Here is a 24,253-nt window from a genome sequence, read left to right as displayed (position 1 = left end):
TTTTGATCAATTAAAGCCTTTTATCCCTCATTGACAAGCCTTTTAATATCGGCTGCCACCGCATCCATGGGGTCGCTATCGCGAATAAGCACACGGGCCTCCCCCTGCTCATTGAAAGCGAATACCGCGCTGGAGTGCGACACATCATAATTACCGCTGCTATCTTCTTCACCATACCCGTAGGTAACACGATAGCGGCGTGTAAGCTTATCAAGCGCTGCTTTGTCCCCCGTGAGCCCGATGAACTGGGGGCCGAAAGCGTTTGTGTAGGTACTCAGTGTCGTTGGGTCATCGCGACGGGGATCTACAGAGACAAAAAGTACCTGGATATCATCGCGATAAGCCCCCTCTAGCCGCTGGATGACAGCGTCGAGGCGCGCAAGCGTAGTAGGACAAATGTCAGGGCAATGAGTGAAACCAAAAAACAGCAGTGTGCTCTTGCCAAGGAATTGATCGGCAGTCACGTCATTTCCGTTTTCATCGACAAGATCAAATGCCAACGGAGGCATAAGGCCTGAGATATCTTTCGTCTGCCACGTTTGATCAGCGCATCCCATCAGCCACAGCGATACGAATACAGGCATAAACAATTGACGCATTCTTCTTGCTCCTACTGTGTTGTGGGTGCTCCTGCATGGAATTTAGCGTTCAGCTGCTGTCCGTTGCGTAACAATAGGGTTATTTCGATTTCATCGCCGACGTCGATAGGGTGCTTCCGCTTCATCAGCATTAGGTGATAGCCCCCTGGAGCAAGTTTAACTTTTTCACCCGCCGCTACTGTTAACTGATCCACGTGTTGCATGGTGGCGACTCCATCCTGAGTAACACTTTGATGTATCGAGACGTTATCAAAAGCGGCGCTCTCTGCCCCTATCAGCGTCGTGTCGTTTTCACCAGCATTCGTTAGGGTGACATAGCCCGCAGCCGGAATATCGCCCGGCAGTAGTCGTATGCGAGCATCACTTATCTGCAAATCTGCGGCGAATAGTACGCTGGGCATGGCGAAAAACAGCAAAAGGGTCAAACACAAGATACGCATTGGGCGCGGTAAATTAGCGAGCGGGGTGGGAAGCATGAACGGTATCCTCATTACGAGCGTCACGGAATATAAAACTAAGAACGATAAGCACACCAAGAACACTCATCATGGTGGCTGGAATCCAGGTCAGTAAACCGCCAATACGTTGATCATCTAGGGGATCCAGCGGCCAAGCACGACCGCAAACCTCATAGACATCAAATATTACTTCCTGACTGAAAGCGATATAAGCGCCCAGGACAATCTGCGGTGGGATCACCGCCAATAGAATGACAATGCGCTTACCATAGCCGAGTCCACCTTGTCGCGGCGAGCGATAATCAAAGATCAGCCACCAAAACAGTAGCCCATCCAGTGCCATGCTCCAATTCATCACCTGATATAGGTCAGCGCTTAGCATGGCATCGAAGTGAATCTCGGGGATCAGCCAAAAATAGATAAGTCCAACGAATAGAACAGGGGCGATTATCGGGTGCTGAAGAACCCTATAGGTGGGGTGCAGTACACGCGCAACTAACCTCCCCCTAAAGAGTTGTCTAATTCGCATTGGCAAACCTTCGATCAATACTGGCAGGGGGGCTGCCAAAGCGATCAAGAAGGGGGCCGCGTGATGCAATACCAAATGTTGGGCACGATGGGCAAAGAACATGTACTGAGCGAGATAGTCGTAATGGGTCAGGGTGACGCCATAGATCGCCGCCACCCCCAGCAGGTAGGCGAGTGTACGAGCTATGTTTGTAGGCTCACCGAGCCGATGGCGCTGTTGGAGGCCACGCAAGTAGAGAAAAATAGCCAGTACGCAGGCGGTCGCCCACGTCAGTGAAAATTCCCAAGGCCTTAAGTAGCTCAGCGCGACGTCAATAGCCCTTCTCCCTCAGATTAGGCATATTGAGACAGCTTAGACAGCGACTGCACAATGCGGCAAGTGGATGCTACCAACGTTGCGGTGATCTCAGTTGATATCGTCGTCTTATTTATCATTCGGTTTTGGCTTGGGGTCCAGAGGTTCGATGAGTCCGTTGGATAATGCCAGTAAATCGCTAAGCTGTTCGTAATCGAAGTCAACACCATCAGCATTGCGTTGATCAAGGCGTGTCCAAAGGCTACCGGTGAGACCCGCCCAGAAAAATGGCGTATTCATGACGTGGCTTCCCCTTGCTGCATTTCAGTCGGTGTGGCACTGAATGAAACGCGATAGCCCAATAGACGCATGGCATTTAAGGTGACCAATACGGTGGCACCGGTATCTGCCATCACCGCGATCCACATGCCGGTGATACCCATTGCCGTGGTAACCAGAAAAACAGCCTTGAGACCGAGGGCGAGAGCCACATTGGTCTTAACATTACGCAGCGTGGCACGAGACAGGTCGATCAGCTCGGCGATACTGGTAACCCGGTTCTTCAACAGGGCTGCATCCGCCGTTTCCAATGCCACATCCGTCCCGCCACCCATGGCGATACCTACGTCTGCTGCAGCCAGTGCTGGGGCATCGTTGATACCATCTCCTACTTTTCCGATGGGGCCACGACCAGCGGCTTGCCAGGTACGAACGCGCTCAGCCTTGTCTTCAGGCATTAATTCGCCATAGGCTTCAATGCCCAAAGACCCACCAATGGCACTGGCCGTGCGCGCATTGTCGCCACTGAGCATGACGGCTTCGACTCCCAGGCGTGACAGAGCGGCAAGCCCCTCGATAGCATCCTCACGCGGCTCATCGCGTACAGCAATCAGGCCAAGTGGTCGATCACCTTCAACGAGTATGGCAAGGCTCTTGCCAGTACTTTCCAACTTGGCTAAACGTGCGCTTAACACTTCGTCAAGAACGATCTGTTCCGCCAAGTGACGAGGCGTCATCAAACTCAGTTCACGCCCCTCTACCTGTCCTGCGACGCCCCGACCGGGAAGTGCGCGGTTGGCAACGCCTTGGGGGATGACAAGACCCAACTGCTGCGCATGAGAGAAAATGGCTGTGGCGATGGGGTGACTGGAATCACGCTCCATGGCGGCTGCCAGCCTCAATACTTCGTTTTCGTTCTGCCCGGTGGTCCAGTCTTCCACGTCGGTAACCCTGGGCGTGCCCGCAGTGAGTGTGCCGGTCTTATCAAAAGCGATCAGGCGAAGCTTGCCCAACTGCTCAAGCACGGCGCCACCTTTGATCAGCAGACCGCGACGAGCGCCTACCGATAGGCCAGCCGCAATCGCGGCAGGGGTTGAGATGATTAATGCGCAGGGACAAGCAATTAATAGCAGAGCCAGAGCACGATAAATGGACTCTGACCACGCCATCGTTGAGACCAGCGGAGGTACCACTGCCATCAATAGCGCGAGAACGACAACCGTGGGCATGTAGTAATAGGCAAAGCGGTCGATAAAGCGCGCTATTGGGGCTTTGGCAGCCTGCGCCTCTTCGACCAGACGGATAACCCGTGCAATGGTGTTGTCCTCGGCGCCTCGTGTTACCTCTACCTCCAGGGCGGCATCAAGGTTCACTGTACCGGCAAAGATATCATCACCCGGCGCACGCCATCGCGGTATGGACTCACCGTTGACGGGCGATTCATCAATATCTGACTCTCCGGCCAAAATACGACCATCACAAGGAACGCGGTCGCCAGGGCGCACCAGTACTTGCTGACCGGGCTTGAGTGAATTCGCTGAGATCTCGCGAACATCGCCGTTTTCCATAAGCCTTGCCATGGACGGCGTTAAGTTCGCTAAGGCCGAGATACTGCGACGCGCCCGTGAAGCCGCCACCCCTTCCAGCAGCTCCCCTACAGCGAACAGGAAAACCACCATCGCCGCCTCAGCGGCCGCATTAATGGCCAATGCGCCAAGAGCAGCGATGCACATCAGCATTTCAATAGTGAAGGGGTTGCGCATCTTCAGCGCGCCCCAGGCACCCTGGGCGATGGGCACCAAGCCCACTAGAGTGACCAAGATGAAAGGGGAATTACCCAAGGACGGCCAGACCATACGTAGTGCAAAGGCCACTACAAGAAGGGTTCCCGTCATAATGACCAGGTGCCCTTTAGCGGTTTGCCACCAAGGTGTTGAAGAGGCCGAAGGGTCTTTTTGCCCATCTTGCGAGACCACTTGGTAGCCCAGTTCCTTCACGACTCGCTCAATTGTCTCTTGCGGCGGCGCCCCGTGATCTTGGGAATGGATCCTCACCGAACCGGTGACCGAGCTTGCTGCCACTCCCTCAATGCCGTCCAAGCGCCCCAGTGCGGACTCTACTTTGCGTTCGCAACCGCCGCAGTCCATGCCTTCGACCTGCAGCGTCAATACCCCAGGCGCTGCTGTATGCGTTGACTTTTCCATGGTGCCTATCCTTCCGATACGTTATTGTTTTGAAGTGTAAAACTTGTAGCAGCTACAGCTTCAAGTCATTCGGAAGGAGTTTTACAATGCCCTCAAGGAGCCAAAGCATCAGCATCGGTGAGCTAGCAAGGCGGACAGACTGCAAGCCAGAAACGGTGCGTTATTACGAACGCATTGGGATACTGCGCGATGCGTTGCGTACCGAAGGGGGGCAGCGCCGCTACGGGGAAGACGCCGTCCGGCGCTTGACCTTCATACGCCATGCCCGAGATTTCGGTTTCTCAGTAGACGCCGTGCGTGAGCTATTGGCAATGTCAGACCAGCCCGATATGCCCTGTCAGGAGGTCGATGCCATTGCCAAGCATCACTTGGAGAAAGTGGAGTCTCGTCTTCAGCGACTCTCTGTACTTCGGGACGAACTTCAGCGGATGGTCACCCAGTGCGCCGGTGGCAAGATAGAGAGCTGCCGAATCATTGAGGTGATAAGTGACCACCAGCACTGTATCAGTGAAACGGCGCATGGTGGGGCCCAAGACCTGGGTTAGCCGCTACGCTCTCAGTCCCTTGCTGATGGACGACAACAGGCAACGGCGGCACAGTGCAATTGGAATGATCAGCCCAGAGGCTTTTGAAGCCCGATTGATCACTTACACCAGTTTCCACTGTGTTGCTGGGCAAGATCAATCATTCGGAAGACCCATTGAGTTGTTGATCAAGACCCACGGTCACCTTGATGTGTATTTAAGGCTACAAGTAGATCTGTGGTGATAATGGCTGCTAGGTGCCACCTATATGTCATCTAGCAGTATGCCTAACAAAAAACGGCCACTAGCTTTTTTAGCTAAGTGGCCGTTTTTACGGAATATTCTGGTCGGAGCGACAGGATTCGAACCTGCGACCTTTGCAACCCCATTGCAACGCGCTACCAAGCTGCGCCACGCTCCGACTGTCTGGCTTGAGGCGATTTAATGTCTCAAGACGGTGCGTATACTAGCGGTTTAAGAGGAAAATGAAAAGCCTATTTACGCTTATTTTCAAGCGCTTGAATTTTATTGTTGGGCGAATGCCCTGTTTGTTGGTTATATCCATACATGACGCTTCAGTCGGCGGCCCGCATTGTGATGATAGCAAGTAGCGCGCCGACACCGGTCAGTATCGGCGTGCGTAAGCTAGACGGATGATTAGTGAATAATTTATGCCGCTATTTCAGTATGTAGCAGGGCGTGTAGGTATCGCCGTCGAGCTTCATGCGTCCTTGAGCCACAAATGAACTGAGCAGGGCATCTAAGCGGCGCATCAGCTCGGGTGTGGCGCTGAGCTCAAAGGGGCCTTCGGCTTCGATGGCGAGGATGCCTTGTTCTTTTACGTTGCCAGAGACGATGCCTGAAAATGCACGTCGCAAATTGGCCGCAAGCTCGTGGGTTGGCTGATCATTATCGAGCGTTAGCGAGCGCATTGCCGCGTGGGTGGGCTCAAAGGGGGCCTGAAAATTCCGTGCCACGGTTAAACGCCAGTTATAGTAGAACGCATCTTGATGAGTGCGGCGAAACTCAGTGACTTCATCCACTCCACGTCGCACTTGCCGCGCGACCTCGACGGGGTCACCTGTGATGATCGTGTAGTAATCACGCACGGCCTCGCCAAGGGTGTAGACCAAAAACTCATCGATTTTCTTAAAATAGTCAGCCGAGTCTGCCGGGCCGGTAAAAATCAGTGGGAAAGGAATGTCGGCATTACTGGGGTGAAGCAAAATTCCTAGGAGATAAAGAATTTCTTCTGCCGTGCCGACGCCACCGGGAAAAACAACAATCCCGTGGCCCAGGCGGACAAACGCTTCCAGGCGTTTTTCGATATCCGGCATCACCACCAATTCATTGACGATTGGGTTGGGCGCTTCGGCAGCAATAATCCCTGGTTCAGAGATACCTAAATAGCGTCCTTCGCGACGGCGCTGTTTAGCGTGAGCAACGTTAGCGCCTTTCATCGGGCCTTTCATCGCGCCGGGGCCGCAGCCGGTGCAAATATCTAAATCGCGAAGCCCCAGGTGGTAACCCACGTCTTTGGTGTATTCGTACTCATCGCGTGAGATGGAGTGCCCACCCCAGCACACCACCAAGCTTGGATCGCGGCTAGGCTTTAACGTGCCTGCTTTGCGCAGAATATGAAATACCGCGTTGGTGGTCCCTTCACCAGTGGTGAGGTCAAAGCGGTTGTGCTGCTGGATTTCGTTATAGACATAGACAATGTCGCGAATGACTGCCGATAAATGCTCGCGAATACCGCGGATCATGTGGCCGTCGACAAAGGCTTCCGCCGGGGCGTTGGTGAGCTTTAAACGAATGCCGCGATCCTGCTGTAGTACTTCAATATCAAAATCTTTATACGCCTCCATTAGTGCCAAGCTATCATCGGTTGGGTTGCCGCAGTTAAGTACCGCGAGTGCACAACGGCGCAGCAGCTCGTGTAGGCCGCTTTTCGAGGTGCGCTGCAGCCGATTCACTTCATGCTGCGAGAGCACTTCGAGGCTGCCTTCGGGAGAGATGATGCTCGACAGCGTCGGGCGCGGCTGGGGGGTATGGCTCATAGTGGGGCTATCCATCCTGGGCTTATTCAACGTACTGATAGAGTTTGAAAGCAAAAAGGGTAAAACAAGTTGCTAAGAACATAGCAAAAACACGTGGTGGAATATTACCACGGCGCTTAGCGGGATACAGCGAGAGGGCACGAGGCGTAGTGCAAGTGTGCTACTATTCTGAGCGCTTTCATTGTCACGTTTTGGCTCGCCGATATGTTTAATGCGCACTACTTTCGTACTTACATCACGCTGGTAGAAACGGGTAGCTTTACCCGCACCGCGCAGCGTCTGGAAATGACCCAGCCGGGAGTGAGCCAGCATATTCGCAAGTTGGAAACTTACTTGGGTAAACCCCTGCTACAACGCCAAGGGCGGCGTTTTATCCTGACCGAAGCCGGGCGGCGGGCCTACGATTACGCCCTCAAGCTCTTTGCCGAGCATGAGCAGTTTCGCCACGGCCTTGATGATGATTCGCTGGATAGCGGTGAGTGTCGCATCGCTTCGCCAGGAAGCGTGGGGTTGATGTTTTATCCTTATATTTTGGGCCAACAGCAAATGCGCCCCAATTTGACGGTCAACTACAGCTTCGCTTTTAATCATGAAATCATCACGGATTTAATTCATGGTCGTTACGATATTGGCATTGTGACGGAAGCGATCAACCATCCTGAGCTGAGCTGTGCAGTTTGGTTCAAAGAGCCATTGTGCTTGGTGGTGCCGGCGGATTTTGCTGGAAGCACACTGTCGGATCTAATGGGGATTGGCTTCATCAACTATTACGACGGCATCAATCACGCCACCATGCTGTTGAAAAAAAATTATCCTGATGCGTTTCGTTCTATGGCGCATTTTCGTCACCAAGGCTTCACCAACGAAGTGAGTATGGTGCTGGATGCCGTCGCGCGGGGGTTGGGGTTCACCGTCGTATCCCGGCTAGTACTGGAAACCTCGCCTTGGCAGCGCCAGGTTAAAGAACTCAATCTGACCCATGGCGTAGATGAGGTGCTTTATCTGGTGCATCGTCGCGGCGCTACGCTACCTAAGCGCTATGAAAAGCTGCTCTCGGGGTTCCGAGAGCAGCGTGGTCATGAAAAGGTATATGAGAAAACGCCGAATTAATCGCGGTACTCGTCGATCGTCGGGCAAGAGCAAATAAGCTGCCGGTCACCGAAGACGTTATCCACGCGGTTTACCGCCGGCCAGTACTTCGCTGCTTTCACTGCCTCGGTGGGGAAGGCGCCTAGTTCGCGGTCGTACGGACGACTCCAGCTTGCATCCATTAGATCCGCCATGGTGTGGGGGGCGTGGACTAGCGGGTTATTTTCCAGTGGCCACTCGCCGCTTTCCACGTTACCGATCTCCTCGCGGATACGGATCATCGCCTCGCAGAAGCGGTCGATTTCGTAGCGCGACTCCGACTCGGTTGGCTCGATCATTAGCGTCCCCGGCACCGGAAAAGACATAGTCGGCGCGTGGAAGCCGTAATCCATCAGCCGCTTGGCGATATCCTCTTCACTGATACCTGAGGCGGCTTTTAGCGGGCGAATATCGATAATGCACTCGTGGGCGACGGTGCCATTTTCACCTTTGTAGAGCACCGGGTAGCTATCTTCCAGGCGCTTGGCGATGTAGTTGGCATTGAGGATCGCTAGCTCAGTTGCCTCTCGCAAGCCGCGAGCGCCCATCATTTTGATATACGCCCAAGAGATCGGCAAGATAGAGGCGCTGCCAAAGGCGGCCGCGGAGACGGCGCCGCTGGTTGCTTGCACACCTTCGATCGGGGTGACGGCGTGGTTGGCCACAAACGGTGCCAGATGCGCTTTGACGCCAATTGGCCCCATGCCAGGGCCGCCACCGCCGTGGGGAATACAGAATGTCTTGTGCAGGTTGAGGTGCGAAACATCGCCGCCGAAATCGCCAGGGCGAGTGATGCCGACCTGGGCGTTCATGTTGGCGCCGTCAACGTATACCTGCCCGCCGTGCTGATGCACTACGTCACACACCGCGCGCACGTGGGATTCAAACACCCCGTGGGTGGACGGGTAGGTGATCATGATCGCCGACAACGTATCGCGGTGCTGCTCGGCTTTATGGGTGAGATCATCCAAGTCGATGTTGCCATCGCGATCGCACTCAACGACCACTACCTTCATGCCTAACATGGCGGCAGACGCGGGGTTGGTGCCGTGCGCGGAGCTAGGGATCAAGCACACATCGCGGTGCGCTTCATTCTGCGCGGCCTGGTAGCGGCGAATGGCCAAGAGGCCAGCGTATTCGCCTTGAGCACCGGAGTTGGGCTGCATCGAGATGTGGTCGTAGCCGGTAATTTCGCCCAGAAATGCCGCTAACTCATCGATCATCTGGTGGTAGCCCGCCACCTGGTCGCGCGGCGCGAACGGGTGCAGGTGGGCGAAGGCCGACCAGGAAACCGGAATCATCTCGCTGGTGGCGTTGAGCTTCATCGTGCACGAACCCAGCGGGATCATGGCATGCGCCAGCGACAGGTCTTTGTTTTCCAAACGCTTTAAATAACGCAGCATTTCGGTTTCGCTGCGGTAGCGTTTGAACGTCGGATGCGTAAGAAAGCCGCTTTCACGCTGGCAGGCGTGGGGAATCCCGGATACGCTATCCGCAACGACGTTTTCGTCTAGCCTCGCCACTGAGAGGCCGTGTTCATCGCCAAGAATCACATCAAACAGCAGCGCGACATCGTGTGCCGTAGTGGTTTCATCCAAGCTGATACCGACATCGCCGTCGGCTAAGAAGCGTAAATTGACATCGTGGGTCATGGCGCGACCGTGAATCTTGCCGCTATCCACGCCGGTTAAGCGTAGCGTGTCGAACCAGGTATCGTGCGCCAGGGCGACGCCCACTTGCTTGAGGCCGTGAGCAAGAATCGTGGTCAAGCGATGTACGCGGTGGGCGATGGTGCGGAGTCCGTCGGCACCGTGGTAGGTTGCGTAGAAACCAGCAATATTGGCCAACAGCGCTTGCGCGGTGCAGATGTTAGACGTCGCCTTCTCGCGACGGATGTGTTGCTCGCGGGTCTGCATTGCCATGCGTAGCGCGGTGGCGCCTCGGCTGTCTTTGGAAACGCCGATAATACGGCCAGGAATCGAGCGCTTGAGCTTATCCGAGGTGGCAAAAAATGCCGCGTGCGGGCCGCCAAAGCCCATGGGGACGCCGAATCGTTGCGAGCTGCCCACGACGATATCGGCGCCAAGCGCGCCTGGTTCTTTAAGTAATACCAGGCTTAGCAAGTCCGTCGCCACGCAGGTCATCACGTTGTGTTCGGCGGCCGTTCTCAGCAACGGCGCCAGGTCGCGCAGTTGGCCGCTATCGCCGGGGTATTGCAGCAGCGCGCCGAAAACGTTGTGTTCGCCGAGGGATTCGGCAGGGGCGATAATTAGCTCAAAACCGAAAAATTCAGCGCGGGTTCTGAGAACATCCAGCGTCTGCGGGAAGACATCGTCGGCGACGAAGAACGCGTTGGATTTGTTTTTCTTGTTGGCGCGCTTACACAGCGCCATGCCTTCGGCAGCAGCGGTGGCTTCATCCAACAGCGAGGCGTTGGCTAGTTCCATGCCGGTTAAATCCATCACCACCTGTTGAAAGTTGAGCAGCCCTTCCAGGCGGCCTTGGGAAATCTCGGGTTGGTAGGGCGTATAGGCGGTATACCAACCCGGGTTTTCTAGCACGTTACGCTGAATGACCGCGGGCATGTGGGTACCGTAATAGCCCTGGCCGATAAAATTCTTCGCGACGCGGTTTTGCCGCGCCAGTTGCGCCAAGTAATCCAGTGCTTCTGCTTCGCTGCGTGGTTCATCCAGCGCCAATTCGCGGCCAAGGCGAATATCGGTAGGAACCGTCTGCTCGATAAGATCCGCCATTGACGCAATATTCAGTGTGCTGAGAATGGCCTGGGTGTCACTGTCATCAGGGCCGTTGTGACGCTTGATAAAGGCGTCATGGTCGGCCAGTTCGGCCAGGCGGCGGGACGCAAAAGGCTCAGGCGTAGAAGAAAGTGACCTAGAAGACTGTGACCTAGAAAACATAGGGCGGTGAGGCATAGGGCTTAATCCAAAGACGGTTCTAAACGAAAACAAAGGACAGGCGAATAAGTACGCCTGCTGACGAGGACGAAGATGGGGTACAGCAGGCGGCAGTGGAGAGGATGAACGGCTTAGCTTTCTGCGTCGATCGTGGCTTGGTAGCTGTCGGCGTCTAGCAAGCCTTCAACAGCGCCGTCGAGATGCACTTTCATGATCCAGCCACCCTCGTAAGGTTCTTCATTGACGGTTTCTGGGGCGTCTTCAAGGGCTTCATTTATCTCGATCACTTCGCCATTGATAGGGGAATAAAGATCAGAAGCCGCTTTGACAGACTCAATCACACCAAACTCTTCACCTTTGCTGAGCGTTTGGCCCACTTCAGGCAGCTCGACAAAGACCACGTCGCCAAGCGCTTCTTGGGCGTGATCGGTGATGCCAATGGTGACAGTGCCGTCGCCGTTATCCAGCACCCACTCGTGACTTTCGGCGTATTGAAGATTATCCGGAACTTGGCTCATGACTATTTCCTATGTAGAACGTGGTCAACACACCTGCCTATGGTCTCATGCCGTGGCTATGCGCTCAAAAAGTAGTTTGCATGTTACCTTGTTTCTTTTTGGAAACAAATTTCTTCTCACCCCTTTGATGACGCCTCCAGTTGTTTTAGTTTATGCGTTGGTCTTACTGATGACATTGCCTCAAGCAGTAACTTTTTCTGTTAAAAAATGCAAAAGTCGTCAGAGGAACCATAATAAAGCGAGGTGGCGCGCTAATTCTTTGTCATAGCGTGTTGGTGCGAGATGTGACCACGCGTCATAGGGTGGTAAATCATATCCATCACAATAAACCTGGCAAAACAGTAGTAAATTTGCTTACAACACTAACGATATAAAACAACTGTAAAGGGTTATAAGGAGAGTCTCGTGGAAGCATTAATGACATTCTTGAGCTCGGTGGAAGGCATTGTGTGGGGCGTTCCCATGCTAATCCTTCTGTTGGGCGTCGGTATCTACCTTCAGCTTGGTCTCAAACTGATACCGATCCGTAAGCTCGGGACCGGCTTTAAATTGATGTGGCAGGGGCGTGACGCTAAACACACGCCCGATGGCAAAACGAAAACAGACGACGATGGTGAGATTTCCCCGTTTAACGCTCTGATGACGGCGCTGTCAGCCACTATCGGTACCGGTAACATTGCTGGTGTGGCCACTGCCATCTTCTTGGGTGGCCCAGGTGCGGTGTTCTGGATGTGGATCACTGCCCTGGTGGGCATGGCGACCAAATTCGCCGAGGCCGTTCTGGCCGTGCGCTATCGCGAGACCGACAGCACCGGCTACCATGTCGGTGGACCGATGTTTTATATCAAGAACGGTCTCGGCAAAAAGTGGGTGTGGCTGGGCGGTGCCTTCGCCCTATTCGGCGCGGTGGCGGCTTTCGGTATCGGCAATACCGTGCAATCTAACTCGGTAGCTGAAGGGCTCAGCGAGTCGTTAGGTGTGCCGCATTGGCTTACTGGGCTGATCCTTATGGTGTTGGCCGGCGCCGTGATTCTCGGGGGCATCAAGCGTATCGCCAAGGTGGCAGGTAAGCTGGTGCCCATCATGGGGATCGCCTATGTGTTGGCGGGTATCCTGGTATTGATTCTCAACGCTAACCAGATTGGCGAAGCGTTCAGCTTGATCTTCTACCATGCCTTCAACCCCATCGCGGCAGCAGGTGGCTTTGCGGGGGCTGGCGTGGCCATGGCGATTCAGTTTGGCGTAGCGCGTGGTATTTTCTCTAACGAGGCTGGCCTGGGCAGCGCGCCGATCGCTCATGCGGCGGCGCAGACCAAGAACCCGATTAGACAGGGTTTGATCGCCATGTTGGGTACCTTTATCGATACCATCATTGTCTGCACCATTACCGCCTTGGTGATTCTTACCAGCGTTGAGTGGGACGGAGGTGAGACCGGCGCGCGCTTGACTGCGATCTCATTCGACCTGGCATTGCCGGGAATTGGGGAATACGTGGTGACCTTTGCTCTGGCGGTCTTCGCCTTTACCACTATCCTGGGGTGGTCCTTCTATGGTGAGAAGTGCTTCCAGTTCCTGTTCGGTACTCGCTCGATCATGCTTTACCGGGTGCTCTTTATCATCGCGATCCCGTTGGGTGCCATGGCGAACCTAAATCTCGTCTGGGTACTGGCGAGCGTCTTTAATGCCATGATGGCGATTCCCAATTTGATTGCCTTGGCGCTACTATCACCGATCGTCTTCAAACTGACCAAAGACTACTTTGATGGGAAAGATATACTGCCTGGTGAAGAGCTGGACCATGACAAGTCATCATGATGATTTGACATGTTGTGTTGAAAATAGTTGTTGAACACAATTGTTAAAAACAGTCGTAGCAAACATCGTGATGTGATTTAGCGTGACGATATCGAGAGTGGGGAGGCGCGCCAGTGCCTTCCTGCTCTTTTTTCTAGCAATGAGGAAAAAACATGAGCGACTTAAACCAGACACCGCTACATGGCCTCCACGTTGAGCTAGGGGCCAAGTTGGTACCCTTTGCTGGCTATGAGATGCCGGTGCAATTCCCACTCGGGGTGAAAAAAGAGCACGAGCACACCCGCGCTCATTGTGGGCTATTTGATGTTTCGCACATGGGTCAAATTCTTATACGCGGCGATAACGTGGCAGAAGCCCTAGAAACGTTGATTCCGGCCGATATTGTGGGCCTTTCAAAAGGCGCTCAGCGCTACGGTCTTTTTACGAGCACCGAAGGCGGAATCCTAGATGATTTGATGATCGTGAATGCCGGCGATCATTTCTATTTGGTTGTCAACGCAGCGTGTAAAGAGCAAGACTTAGCTCATTTACGCGCGAATTTAGGCAATACCAACGCTATTGAGTATCTTGACGACCGTGCACTGCTGGCGCTTCAAGGGCCAAAGGCGGCCGATGTGATGGCGCGGCTGTGCCCGCAAGCGTGCGATTTGGTATTTATGCAGCATTCTCGCTTTACGTTGGCTGAAGGCGAGCTGGCGGGCGAAGAAATGTGGGTAAGTCGCAGCGGCTATACTGGCGAAGACGGCTTTGAAATTTCCGTTTCCGCGGCATCCGCCGAAACGTTCGCCAAACAACTGCTGGCAGAGCCAGAGGTCGAACCGATTGGCCTTGGCGCGCGCGATTCTCTGCGCTTGGAAGCGGGCCTTTGTCTTTACGGTCATGATATGGATACCCAAACCACGCCGGTGGAAGCCGGGCTTATTTGGGCGATTAGCAAACCGCGTCGCCATGGCGGTGAGCGTGCTGGGGGGTTCCCCGGGGCCGACCTTATTCTGCATCAAGTGGATGCGAAAGATCACACGCGTAAGCGGGTAGGGCTCGTGGCAGAAGGGCGTGCGCCGGTGCGGGAAGGCGCGCCGTTAGTCGATGCGAATAGCAACGAGATTGGTGTGGTGACGTCGGGTGGGTTTGGTCCTAGCCTGGGCAAACCGGTCGCCATGGGATACGTAAAGCGCGACTTTGAGGCCGCTGATACCCAGGTTTATGCTGAGGTGCGCGGCAAAAAGCTGCCCATGGCGGTAACCAAAACGCCCTTTGTGGCGCCGGGATATTATCGCGGATAGCCATCGCGGATAGCTATCTCGGATAAACGTCGTCGGCAATTGGTGATACGGGGTTATTTAAGCACCTCTCTCGGATCAATCGGCTTACCCCCTTGGCGCAAGTCGAAGAGCAAATCGTAGCGTTGGTTGCTGCTATTTTGACCGACGTCGCACAACCGATCGCCAGCCTTAACACGCACGCCTTCATCGACATGCAGCGTATCGCAAAGTGCATACACGCTCTGAAGATTATCCGGGTGGTGGACAATCGCGACCTGGCCAAGCTGGCGCATACTGCCAGCAAAGCGCACGTCTCCTGCGGCGACGGCCTTGGCCTTAGCGCCGGCTTGAGTCGCCAGCAACATCGGCTGCAGGGTGCCACGGCTATCTGCACCAAAGCGTCTCACAATGCGATAGTCGTCCAGTGGCCACGGCCAGCGTCGCGCGGAAGCAGGCAAACCGCTTGTTGTTGGGCTTGCCGTGGGAGCGCTAGAAGAAGAACCGTTAGACGCTTTCGCGGCTTGCCCTGAAGCGCGTGCCGTGGAAGCGCCATTAAGCGGGACGCTAATTAGCTGGCCCACCCGTAACGCGGTTGGGGAAACGCCTGAGTTGGCACGCTGAATGTGGCGGCTATCGGTGCCAAAGTGGCGAGCGATGGCAGCGTAAGTATCGCCCGGGCGCACTTGATAGCGGTACGGCCCACCGGAGGGTGCACGCTCCTGCTGAGTAGGGATCAAAATCTTCTGACCCACCGCAAGGCGACGCGAGTCGGCGCTGGGGTTAAATCGCTGCAAGCGCTCAAGGGGTACGTCGGCACGCTGCGCGAGTTTGCCCAATGTATCGCCGCGTTGGATGGAAACCCAGTAACCATTGATCGAATCAGCCTGCCTTGCAGGCCGATCAACACGCTCAGGTTGACTCGAATTGCCAGCACACCCGGTGAGTGTCAGTGTCGCTGCGATGACGACCAGTGCGAGCCAGCCAAGGTTTAGTCGTGATCGGTGCGGCAGTCTAACTGGGCATCTTTTTCCTGCCACAGTGTGTTGATCCATGCGTGGAAGCGTTCCTTATGCTGCGATTGCGCGTGGTAGTGAGTATCTAGCATCCAGGCGGGTACTTCTAGCCGTCGTGCAGTAAGAGTCACTGGGGCTTCTTGGCCGCATAAGAAACCCCAAAAGGTTGGACTTGGATTTTCGTAGCTGATCGTGACATCCAAAATACCATCGAGTTGATCGCCCATCAGATTAATCACTTGCGCGACACCCCCCGCTTTAGGTCGTAGCAGGTGTTGGTAGGGGCTTTGCTGAGCATCGCGCTTGGCGAGTGTGAACCTGGTGCCTTCGACAAAATTAAAGATGGCGATGGGGTGGTGTCGTGCGCGCTGGCACATACGCTCGGTGGCACGGCGGTCAATGTCGGCCAGCTTGGGGTTTTTCTCCATTTGCTCTCGGCTATAGCGGCGCATAAAGGGAAACTCAAGCGCCCAAAAGGCAAGGCCCACAATAGGGATCCAAATCAATTGGGTTTTGAGAAAAAAACGCGGCATAGGAATTTGTCGATGCAGTGCCATAAGCAACATAAAAATGTCAGTCCAGCTGCGGTGATTGGAGATCACCAGCCACCACTGATCTTGGCTTAAACCATCCGGCACGTCTGTGCTGAGGTTAGGTTTTAGCCAGTGACACATCCACCAAAGGTTAAAGCCGATCCAATTCAACGCTACGGTGTTTAAGCCTTTGAGCATCACGGCTTTTAGCGCTTGTGTCGGTGCAAGCAGTTTGAGCAGCGTGAGTGCAATCAGCGGAACGCCCCAGAAAAATGTGTTCACCGTGAACAGCAACGCGCTGACCAGCCCCTTAACGATTGGCATGCTTGATGCTTCCCCATAGCGTTCAGTTATCGGGTAAATGCTAATGGATATTGCCCGTACTTCACAGCGATGCGTCATAGACTCGGCGCTTGAACCGTGTCGAGCAGGACATCGCGCAGCGCCTGTGCGGCGACGGAAAGCTCCTGATGCGTCAGGATACCGACCCGGCACGAAACGCCTGGCGTGGTGAGCGGAACGCAGTGTGCGCCGAGTTCGTGCATTTGTTGGATGCACATTGAGGGCACGGCGCTGACGCCTAAGCCATCGGCCACCATGCGGCCAACCGTTGAGAGCTGATGGCTCTCAAACGCCACGGGAAGGGCGATATCTTGTTGCTGAAGGGCCTGCTCTAATAAGCGGCGGACCAGCGAAGGTCGCTGTAGCGTAATAAAATCATGAGTCAGTAAATCAGCCCAAGAAAGTCGCATGGCCTTTGCTGGGCGGCTTGAACGCGGCACCACAGCGACAAAGTGGTCCTCAAACAGGGGCGTGAAAAGTAGGCTACCGGCCCCTTCCGGGGCAAAAGCGATTCCTATTTCCACTTGCCTTGAACGCACCATGTCGGTGACTTCTTCATTGACGACATCGTGTACGGTAACGTTGATTTTTGGGTACTGCTGGCGAAATTTTACCAGGGCGGCGGGTAGTAAGTTACAAGCAAACGACGGCATCGCAGCCACGCTTAGTCGTCCAAGCTGAAGCGTGAAGCGTTGGCGTAAGCGTTCTTCAGTGTTATCCCACTGCGCTAGCAAGTGTTTTGCTAACGGTAAAAGCGATTCCCCCTCAGGGGTGAGGCGCACGCTGCGGGTGCTACGAATTAAGAGCTTACCCCCGAGCGTTTCTTCTAATCCTTTTATCGCAAGGCTAAGGGCGGGCTGCGATAAATGCAGCCGCTCGCAGGCCTGAGTGAAGCTTAAGGTTTGCGCTACAGCGAGAAATGCACGTAACTGTTTCACGGTCATGCTGAGTATTTTACCGCCCTAATTGAAAAGTGTGTGTGACCAAAATGTGGAAGTCAGGAAAATATTGATAAGATTTAAAAATAAATTGATAAGAAAAACAAACTTAACAAATATATAATCTGGCACAACACTGGCGTTACGTTAAGTATTGGCGTAGCGAATGATCAATCGTATCCGCCCAGTGCACGGGAAGTGATCCACCAATAACAAGCGAGGAACCACCATGTCAGGATTTGATAAGCGTGTCGCTTCTTACGAAGAAGCAATGGAAGGGATTGAAAGCGGTATGACCGTCATTGCGGGCGGTTTTGGCCTGTGCGGGATCCCGGAGAATTTAATTGCAGAAATCAAGCGCCGCGGCGCTAAAGATTTAACCGTGGTCTCTAATAACTGCGGCGTGGATGGCTTCGGTTTGGGGCTTTTGTTGGAAGATCGCCAAATTCGCAAGATTTTGGCTTCTTATGTGGGTGAAAATGCGATGTTTGAGCAGCAAATGCTCAACGATGAAATTGAGGTGGTACTTACCCCTCAAGGCACGCTGGCAGAGAAAATGCGTGCTGGCGGTGCCGGTATTCCCGCTTTTTATACCGCCACGGGCTATGGCACGCCAATTGGTGATGGTAAAGAAGTGCGCGAATTTAATGGCCGTCCGCACATTATGGAAGAGGCGATCGTGGGTGATTTTGCCATTGTAAAAGGATGGAAAGCTGACTGGTACGGCAACGTCATGTATCACCATACCGCGCAGAACTTCAATCCGATGGCGGCCACTGCGGGCAAGATTACCGTGGTTGAGGTGGAAGAGATTGTTGAGCCGGGCGAGCTCGATCCGAGCCAAATTCATACGCCGGGTATCTACGTGGATCGTCTGATTCAAGGCGCTTTTGAAAAGCGTATCGAGAAGCGCACCGTACATAGCTAACGCTTAGCGAAACCCGCAAACAGGCTCAAATCGATTTCCATCTTGAGACAACAAGACGTCTTAGGACAATAAGAGGTAAAGACACCATGGCTTTGACACGTGAACAGATGGCTCAGCGCGTTGCCCGCGAATTAGAAGACGGTTTTTATGTGAACCTCGGGATTGGTATTCCGACATTGGTAGCGAACTACATTCCTGACGGCATGGATGTCATGTTGCAATCAGAGAATGGCTTATTAGGCATGGGGCGCTTCCCGACCGAAGACGAACTCGATCCGGATATGATCAACGCCGGTAAGCAGACCGTAACCGCACGCCCGGGCGCGGCGATTTTCTCCTCGGCGGAATCGTTTGCCATGATCCGCGGTGGCCACGTCGATTTAACGGTATTAGGCGCTTTTGAGATTGATCAAAACGGCAATATTGCCTCTTGGATGATCCCTGGTAAATTGATTAAAGGCATGGGTGGCGCGATGGATCTTGTGGCGGGTGCAGAGAATATTATTTGCACGATGACCCACGCCTCCAAGCACGGTGAATCCAAGCTTTTGGAGCAGTGTAACCTACCGCTCACTGGGGCGGGCTGTATTAATCGTGTGCTCACCGATTTGGCGTACCTGGAGATTAAAGACGGCGCCTTTATCCTCAAAGAACGTGCCCCAGGGGTCAGCGTTGAAGAGATCGTCGAGAAAACGGCCGGAAAGCTGATTGTACCCGATCATGTGCCGGAAATGACGTTTGTTGAAGCGTCGTAGGTTACGGTAGAACAAGCAAGATAGCTCAGGCGCAAGTGGCTTAGGTGGCGTAGATATGTAGATATAAAGAAGTGTCACTTAGGCCATTTCGCAGCGGGTATGGTGGGGCAGCAACAGCTCCGCGACTTGCTCGTAACCATCGCCAACGTGCTTTTGTACCAGCGCCAAGCCGCCTAAGCAGATACGGTGCTCGTCGCCTTCGGCAAACACGGTTTTTTGCGCGGTGGTAAGGTAGAAGCGGTGATCAAGTAGATTTGATACCGGAAACACGCCGTGCTGCAAGCTGTCGCCCCCGATCAATCCCGCATCACGCAGTTGTTGATCGAGTGTGGGAAGTGGCACCTCTAACTGTTGGCAATCAAACCCTGTGTGGTGAAGGCGCGGGCCCATGACAGAAAGCCAAGCCGCTAATGGGTGTGTCTCATTGAGGGTTTGGTAGAGCCGCCATGTGGGCATCGGCCATGGGCGGCCTTGGTGAAAAAGCGAGTGTGTCTCACTCTCTGCAGTGGGTGCTTGCTGCATGAGGGCGATAAGCGCATCGCGAGGGGCTTTGCATAGCGTGCCGGTTTGTAGTTCGGCCAATATTAGCCAGCTCCCGCCATTTTCGGGGGCTAGCACCGAGACCAAAAGCCCTTTATCTGCCATTGCATAGTGGCCCACGGGTTCATAACCCAAGCGGGTTAGTGCCGGAGTAAGGTAGCTAATGCCATAGGCGCCGTGGTTAAGCGTAAGCAACGAGAAATAGGCGGGAGGCGTATCAGTAGGCCAGAGGCGTAACGACGCAATGTCTGGATGCGTATGTACGTAATCTAGCCATAACTCTTGTATAAACGCCTCACGCTGTGACACCGGATGGTGCGCCTTGGGGGGGAACATGAATTATCCTCGCCTAATATGCTGTGTCAGCGCCAATGCAAATGGCGGATTGAGTCATTATAGGCAAGGCAAAAAAGTCGCGTTCAACGCGCGTAAACGCCTGGAAGCTTTTAGGCAGAAAGCGCAGGATTTTGGCGTACAAACTGCTCAAATTCAGTAAAACCGCCGATGTGTTCTTGATCAACAAATATCTGAGGGACGGTACGAATGGCTTTACCCGCCGTCTTGGCAATGTCTTCTTTGGTAATCCCTTCTGAGGGCATGTCGATGTAGCGTACGCCATCTATTTTGCCGCTTCCCTCTAGCTGTTCGGCGAGGCGCTTGGCCATGACACAAAATGGGCAGGAAAGACGGCCGTAAATCACGACGAACATATAAGAACTCCTATTTAGAACGATTTGTTTAGGTTGTATTGTGAACGAAGTCTTAACCTTACTCCAATAGCGCCATGCTACGTGGGTGATTAAACCGAGTTATGGCTTCCCTGTATTAAAGAATTGGGAGATGAGAGCCCTGGGTATGCAAACACTAACAGCAGACGAATACGCAGCGCTTTCAGTGCGCGCTCGAAGCTATCGAGATGCTCGGCTCAAGACGTTGAAAAAACAGTCAGAATATAATCCTAAGCTTGGCGTAGATGCACTATGCTTTCAGCGTTGGCAAGACGATGCCTTAGGAGGAGAGGGCTTGGTGGGTGCGCTTATTACCCCATGTGCATTATCGCTAGTCGCAATACCCGAGCGAGAAATGCTTCAGTATTCATCCGATACGCTTTTACTTTATTTGCCCTCGGGGCACTATCGTTTGCAGTATTGCCCCCTAGAAGGTGTCGCCTGGTACCAGAGAGTTATCCTAGACAATTTGCGTGGGATTGAAAGCATGCAAGAAGCGGCGCAGCTGGCGCAACAACTGATGGAGCGTTTAATGCGGCCAAGCGAATAAACCAGACAATATAAGCACGAGAGCTAAAACCATAGAAATCAACCCAGTGTGTTTCGCACAACATTAAGAGGTACTTTATGACAGCAACAAACAAGACAACACCTCGTGTCGCTTTAGTAACCGGGACAAGTAGTGGGATTGGTGAGGCCGTGGTCAAAAGGTTGTGTGATTTGGGGCATCAGGTGCTAGCCGTTGACTTTAATCCGGCGGGTAAAGAGGTCGCAGAAGCCGCGGGTGCCGCGTTTTTCAAAGCGGATCTCACCGACCCGGATGCCTGCCGAGCCGCTGTTGATGAGGTCGTTAAGCGCTTTGGGGGGGTTGATATCCTGGTGAATAACGCAGGCATTCAGCACGTGGCGCCGATTGAAGAGTTTCCTGAGCAGAAATGGCGCCAAATTATTGACTTGATGCTCACCGCGCCTTTTCTCCTAACTCAAACCGCTTGGCCCTCCATGCGTGAGGGAGGCTGGGGACGCATTATCAACGTGGCCTCTGTGCATGCGCAGGTGGCCTCACCGGGAAAGTCCGCTTATATTAGCGCCAAGCATGGCATGATCGGTCTTACCAAAACGGCCGCATTAGAAGGTGGTGAGCAGGGAATTACCGCCAATGCCATTTGCCCCGCCTATGTGAAAACGCCGCTGGTGGATAATCAGATTGCGGATCAAGCCAAAATGCATGGTATGGAAGAACAGGAAGTGATTGAGAAGATCATGCTCAAAAATGCGGCGGTCAAGCGCTTAATCGACCCTGCTGAAGTGGCGGAAATGGTCGCCTATTTAAGCTCTGATTTGGCCGGCGCCGTAACCGGCTCAAGCTGGAATATCGATTTAGGCTGGACGTCACAATAATCCTGCGCATTGGCTTGCAAGTGTTCGGCGCGACCCCGCTCAATAGCGGGGTTTTTAGCGTCTGACCGGGCGTTTTTGCAGTTTGCGCTGTAGCGTGCGGCGGTGCATGCCTAAAGCGCGGGCTGTGGCAGAAATATTGCCATCGTGCTCTTGCAAAACCTTTTGAATATGCTCCCACGTGATGCGATTGACGGAGGGTGGATTATCCGCTAAATCAGCATCCGGGTCACCTTCTTGTCGCTCAAAGGCATTAAGCACGTCATCGGCATCGGCCGGTTTGCACAGATAATTGACCGCCCCCAGTTTGATTGCCTCAACCGCAGTCGCAATGCTGGAGTAACCGGTCAATACGACTACCCGGCACTTGGGTGAGGCAGCCAATATTCCTGGCAATAGTTTTAGTCCGGAGCTTTGTTCAAGCTTTAGATCAAGGGTTGCCATGGTGGGCATTTCTGAGGCTGCTAGCATAAGCGCTTGATCGGCATCGTGTGCAACGCTCACCTGGTAGCCGCGGCGTGTTAATGCCCGGCTCAATACATGACAAAATATGTCGTCGTCATCAATGATGAGCAGGCGTTGGTCTCGTGTCGATGTCGTTATGGTAGCCATAGCGTCCTCGTTAATCATCAGCGGTACGTTGCACATATTATGTCGATGGAGGTGAGCTACGCGGTAAAATAACCTCGGTTAACGTTCCTCCTTCCGGGTGATTATACAGGCTCACGCCGCCGCCTAAGCGATTGATTGTCGCATGAGTAAGAAATAGGCCGATGCCCATGCCTTTGCTTTTAGTGGATACAAAAGTGTCGCCTAATTGATCAGCAATGGAGAGCGAAATACCAGGTCCATGGTCGCGAATATCAATGATGACGCTATCTTCCTGCCAATCAAGGCGAATAGCAATTTGCTCTGGGTTCGCATCGGCGGCGTTGTTGAGTAAGTTGGTGAGTGCCTGGTCAAGTGTTGCATCGACCGCAAGCCAGGGCCGTCCACGCCGTTCAGCGACGTCTAGTTGATGATTAACGTCTGGGCGTAGTACTAGCCAGCGCTGAACCACTTCGGCTAACCATTGTTGTGCGTCGCGCACTTCAGGTACCGCCATGCGCCGACGGTCGGCATGAGAAACTAAATGTTGTAAACGAGATTTGCAGGTATCCACTTGCCGACGCAGAAGTGCGATGTCTTCTCCCAGCGGTGAATTAGCATCGACCTCATTTTCCATTTCATTAAGCAGTACCGCCATGGTGGAAAGCGGCGTGCCAAGCTCGTGGGCGGTTCCTGCGGCTTGAGTGGCTACCGCCAGCACTTGTTCGTTTCGCAGCGCTGCTTCGCGGGTACGTGAGAGCGCTTGATCACGACGGCGCAATGCGTCCGCCATTTTGTAAATAAAAAAGGTCACGAGTCCAGCTGAAAGGCCAAAATTAAGCCACATACCCAGTACGTGCAGGCTTAAAGGGCTATCGGTATTGATATGACCTAATTGTGGAATGGCGTGGTAATGAAACATCAGAAAGCTATAACCCGCCATTGCGACTAGCGCGATAATCCAGGTATGCCGCCAGGGCAAAGTCGCTGCAGCGATTGTGACAGGCACTAGATAATACGTGATAAACGGATTCGTCGCACCGCCGGTAAAATAGAACAGTAGCGTCAGACCGGTGATATCCGCGAGAAGGTGTAGCAGGTATTCGTTATGGTTGACCGCGCGAGGTTGCCCTAACCGCCACCAAGTGATGATATTGAGTGTGCCCATGGCCACCACAACACTGATGACAGCGAGCACTGACATCTCAAAAGCAAGCAGCTCAACGCCAACAATAATTGCGATGAGAAAGCCCGTCCACGTAATGCCGCGTACGATTGTCAAGCGTACCAAGTTGCGGTTAGGCGTTGAGAGCGGCAGAAGTAATTCGTTGGGCATTAGGCTTTGTTGGCATTTTTGATACTGTGAATGACAAATTTCACCAGTAGCGTCATAACAAAAGTGAGCCAGCCGGCAGAGGCGAGAATATTCACCGCTAACATTTTGTGCGGCAGCCACGCTCCGTCAAAGAGGGCGTCGAGCAAGATGTAAAAAAACATGGCCAGAAGCAGAGGCAGACCGAGCAGGTGAATCCACATATCCGTACGCCGCTTGCGCACGTGGTAGCGGCGTATAAGCAGCCGAAAGGGGCGATGCACCCAGCTGAAAAACACTAGCGTGGCGATCAACAATATGACAGCAAGCGTTGGCTCAGTATTGTCTTGATAGATCGAGAGGGTGATGGACCATCCCAGCGCGAGCCACATAAGCCCCTCTAGGCTAGCGATGACATCCGCATAGCGCCTCACGTTATGCATAAAGCTTCTTTCCTTGCGAGCGTTTGATGGGGCAATGATACGACAATTGACTGGCACTGTGGGACTGATCCGTGCGGTGATTTCACCCATGCCGCGTTTGAGTATACTGTGCGATCAATTGTTTATTGATTTGTAGCAGACTAATAGGAA

Annotated in this window: 24 protein-coding genes and 1 tRNA gene; 8 read left to right on the top strand and 17 right to left on the bottom strand. The window is 53.7% G+C overall.

What is annotated here, in order from left to right; genetic code table 11:
• Window positions 1-20: 20 nt before the first annotated feature.
• From M8006_RS10420 to M8006_RS10400, 5 genes are all read right to left on the bottom strand, one after another.
• Window positions 21-599, bottom strand: coding sequence for an SCO family protein (locus tag M8006_RS10420; RefSeq protein WP_250081905.1), 579 nt, complete (start codon window positions 597-599; stop codon window positions 21-23).
• Between the two features lie 11 nt (window positions 600-610).
• Window positions 611-1,075, bottom strand: a complete 465-nt coding sequence (locus tag M8006_RS10415) for a copper chaperone PCu(A)C (RefSeq protein ID WP_250081903.1) — start codon at window positions 1,073-1,075, stop codon at window positions 611-613.
• Window positions 1,053-1,817 (bottom strand): cytochrome c oxidase assembly protein, encoded by a 765-nt coding sequence (locus M8006_RS10410; RefSeq protein WP_250081900.1) that lies wholly within the window; start codon window positions 1,815-1,817, stop codon window positions 1,053-1,055. The genes M8006_RS10415 and M8006_RS10410 overlap by 23 nt, the downstream gene beginning before the upstream one ends.
• A 192-nt stretch (window positions 1,818-2,009) precedes the next feature.
• On the bottom strand, window positions 2,010-2,180 hold the full coding sequence (locus M8006_RS10405; RefSeq protein WP_250081898.1) for a hypothetical protein: 171 nt from the start codon (window positions 2,178-2,180) through the stop codon (window positions 2,010-2,012).
• Window positions 2,177-4,363: a heavy metal translocating P-type ATPase gene (locus M8006_RS10400; protein WP_250081896.1), complete on the bottom strand. Its 2,187-nt coding sequence runs from the start codon at window positions 4,361-4,363 to the stop codon at window positions 2,177-2,179. The genes M8006_RS10405 and M8006_RS10400 overlap by 4 nt, the downstream gene beginning before the upstream one ends.
• Before the next feature lie 86 nt (window positions 4,364-4,449).
• Between M8006_RS10400 and M8006_RS10395 the strand changes: the two genes are divergently transcribed.
• Complete coding sequence (locus M8006_RS10395; RefSeq protein ID WP_250081895.1) at window positions 4,450-4,908, top strand: MerR family transcriptional regulator; 459 nt, start codon at window positions 4,450-4,452, stop codon at window positions 4,906-4,908.
• A gap of 323 nt (window positions 4,909-5,231) precedes the next feature.
• Here M8006_RS10395 and M8006_RS10390 read toward each other — a convergent pair.
• Both M8006_RS10390 and ppnN read right to left on the bottom strand, forming a co-directional pair.
• Window positions 5,232-5,308 (bottom strand) — tRNA-Pro (locus tag M8006_RS10390).
• A gap of 256 nt (window positions 5,309-5,564) precedes the next feature.
• Window positions 5,565-6,947 (bottom strand): nucleotide 5'-monophosphate nucleosidase PpnN, encoded by a 1,383-nt coding sequence (gene ppnN / locus M8006_RS10385; RefSeq protein ID WP_284047012.1) that lies wholly within the window; start codon window positions 6,945-6,947, stop codon window positions 5,565-5,567.
• Window positions 6,948-7,151: 204 nt separating this feature from the next.
• On the opposite strand from ppnN, the gene M8006_RS10380 reads away from it, so the two are divergent.
• A complete protein-coding gene (locus M8006_RS10380) occupies window positions 7,152-8,057 on the top strand; it encodes a LysR family transcriptional regulator (RefSeq protein ID WP_250081893.1) in 906 nt (301 codons plus the stop codon).
• Here M8006_RS10380 and gcvP read toward each other — a convergent pair.
• The gene (gene gcvP / locus M8006_RS10375) at window positions 8,054-10,993 is read right to left on the bottom strand and encodes an aminomethyl-transferring glycine dehydrogenase (protein ID WP_250081973.1); all 2,940 of its coding nucleotides are present in this window, start codon (window positions 10,991-10,993) and stop codon (window positions 8,054-8,056) included. The two genes, M8006_RS10380 and gcvP, sit on opposite strands and share 4 nt — an antisense overlap.
• Window positions 10,994-11,121: 128 nt before the next feature.
• Complete coding sequence (gene gcvH / locus M8006_RS10370) at window positions 11,122-11,508, bottom strand: glycine cleavage system protein GcvH (protein ID WP_250081890.1); 387 nt, start codon at window positions 11,506-11,508, stop codon at window positions 11,122-11,124.
• Between the two features lie 417 nt (window positions 11,509-11,925).
• Between gcvH and M8006_RS10365 the strand changes: the two genes are divergently transcribed.
• Together M8006_RS10365 and gcvT are read left to right on the top strand one after the other, a co-directional pair.
• Window positions 11,926-13,323: an alanine/glycine:cation symporter family protein gene (locus tag M8006_RS10365; protein ID WP_284047015.1), complete on the top strand. Its 1,398-nt coding sequence runs from the start codon at window positions 11,926-11,928 to the stop codon at window positions 13,321-13,323.
• Window positions 13,324-13,475: 152 nt separating this feature from the next.
• Complete coding sequence (gene gcvT / locus M8006_RS10360) at window positions 13,476-14,606, top strand: glycine cleavage system aminomethyltransferase GcvT (RefSeq protein ID WP_250081886.1); 1,131 nt, start codon at window positions 13,476-13,478, stop codon at window positions 14,604-14,606.
• A 53-nt stretch (window positions 14,607-14,659) separates the two neighbouring features.
• Here gcvT and M8006_RS10355 read toward each other — a convergent pair whose 3' ends face one another.
• From M8006_RS10355 to M8006_RS10345, 3 genes are all read right to left on the bottom strand, one after another.
• Window positions 14,660-15,637, bottom strand: a complete 978-nt coding sequence (locus tag M8006_RS10355) for a M23 family metallopeptidase (RefSeq protein ID WP_250081884.1) — start codon at window positions 15,635-15,637, stop codon at window positions 14,660-14,662.
• Window positions 15,574-16,455: a 1-acylglycerol-3-phosphate O-acyltransferase, YihG family gene (gene yihG, locus M8006_RS10350; RefSeq protein WP_250081882.1), complete on the bottom strand. Its 882-nt coding sequence runs from the start codon at window positions 16,453-16,455 to the stop codon at window positions 15,574-15,576. The genes M8006_RS10355 and yihG overlap by 64 nt, the downstream gene beginning before the upstream one ends.
• Window positions 16,456-16,529: 74 nt before the next feature.
• Window positions 16,530-17,417 (bottom strand): LysR family transcriptional regulator, encoded by an 888-nt coding sequence (locus M8006_RS10345; protein WP_250081881.1) that lies wholly within the window; start codon window positions 17,415-17,417, stop codon window positions 16,530-16,532.
• A gap of 223 nt (window positions 17,418-17,640) precedes the next feature.
• On the opposite strand from M8006_RS10345, the gene M8006_RS10340 reads away from it, so the two are divergent.
• Both M8006_RS10340 and M8006_RS10335 read left to right on the top strand, forming a co-directional pair.
• Window positions 17,641-18,339 (top strand): CoA transferase subunit A, encoded by a 699-nt coding sequence (locus M8006_RS10340; RefSeq protein ID WP_250081878.1) that lies wholly within the window; start codon window positions 17,641-17,643, stop codon window positions 18,337-18,339.
• An 86-nt stretch (window positions 18,340-18,425) separates the two neighbouring features.
• Complete coding sequence (locus tag M8006_RS10335; protein WP_179930065.1) at window positions 18,426-19,094, top strand: CoA transferase subunit B; 669 nt, start codon at window positions 18,426-18,428, stop codon at window positions 19,092-19,094.
• A 78-nt stretch (window positions 19,095-19,172) separates the two neighbouring features.
• Here the strand turns inward: M8006_RS10335 and M8006_RS10330 are convergent, their stop codons facing one another.
• A complete protein-coding gene (locus M8006_RS10330; protein ID WP_250081877.1) occupies window positions 19,173-19,970 on the bottom strand; it encodes a VOC family protein in 798 nt (265 codons plus the stop codon).
• Window positions 19,971-20,080: 110 nt separating this feature from the next.
• Window positions 20,081-20,344: a GrxA family glutaredoxin gene (locus M8006_RS10325; protein WP_250081875.1), complete on the bottom strand. Its 264-nt coding sequence runs from the start codon at window positions 20,342-20,344 to the stop codon at window positions 20,081-20,083.
• 145 nt (window positions 20,345-20,489) lie between these two features.
• On the opposite strand from M8006_RS10325, the gene hybE reads away from it, so the two are divergent.
• Both hybE and M8006_RS10315 read left to right on the top strand, forming a co-directional pair.
• A complete protein-coding gene (gene hybE / locus M8006_RS10320; protein WP_250081873.1) occupies window positions 20,490-20,912 on the top strand; it encodes a [NiFe]-hydrogenase assembly chaperone HybE in 423 nt (140 codons plus the stop codon).
• Between the two features lie 77 nt (window positions 20,913-20,989).
• Complete coding sequence (locus M8006_RS10315) at window positions 20,990-21,763, top strand: 3-hydroxybutyrate dehydrogenase (RefSeq protein WP_250081871.1); 774 nt, start codon at window positions 20,990-20,992, stop codon at window positions 21,761-21,763.
• Between the two features lie 54 nt (window positions 21,764-21,817).
• Here the strand turns inward: M8006_RS10315 and M8006_RS10310 are convergent, their stop codons facing one another.
• The 3 genes from M8006_RS10310 to M8006_RS10300 are packed head-to-tail and all read right to left on the bottom strand — an operon-like array spanning window position 21,818 to window position 24,103.
• On the bottom strand, window positions 21,818-22,372 hold the full coding sequence (locus tag M8006_RS10310) for a response regulator transcription factor (RefSeq protein WP_250081870.1): 555 nt from the start codon (window positions 22,370-22,372) through the stop codon (window positions 21,818-21,820).
• A 37-nt stretch (window positions 22,373-22,409) separates the two neighbouring features.
• Window positions 22,410-23,684: an ATP-binding protein gene (locus M8006_RS10305; RefSeq protein ID WP_250081867.1), complete on the bottom strand. Its 1,275-nt coding sequence runs from the start codon at window positions 23,682-23,684 to the stop codon at window positions 22,410-22,412.
• On the bottom strand, window positions 23,684-24,103 hold the full coding sequence (locus tag M8006_RS10300) for a hypothetical protein (protein ID WP_250081865.1): 420 nt from the start codon (window positions 24,101-24,103) through the stop codon (window positions 23,684-23,686). Before M8006_RS10300 ends, M8006_RS10305 begins: the two co-directional genes overlap by 1 nt.
• Window positions 24,104-24,253 lie beyond the last annotated feature (150 nt).

It is taken from the genome of Halomonas llamarensis, assembly GCF_023555005.1.
GTDB lineage: Bacteria > Pseudomonadota > Gammaproteobacteria > Pseudomonadales > Halomonadaceae > Vreelandella > Vreelandella llamarensis.
The sequence above is the reverse complement of the archived record's forward strand: the minus strand, read 5'-3'. Positions and strand labels throughout refer to the sequence as shown.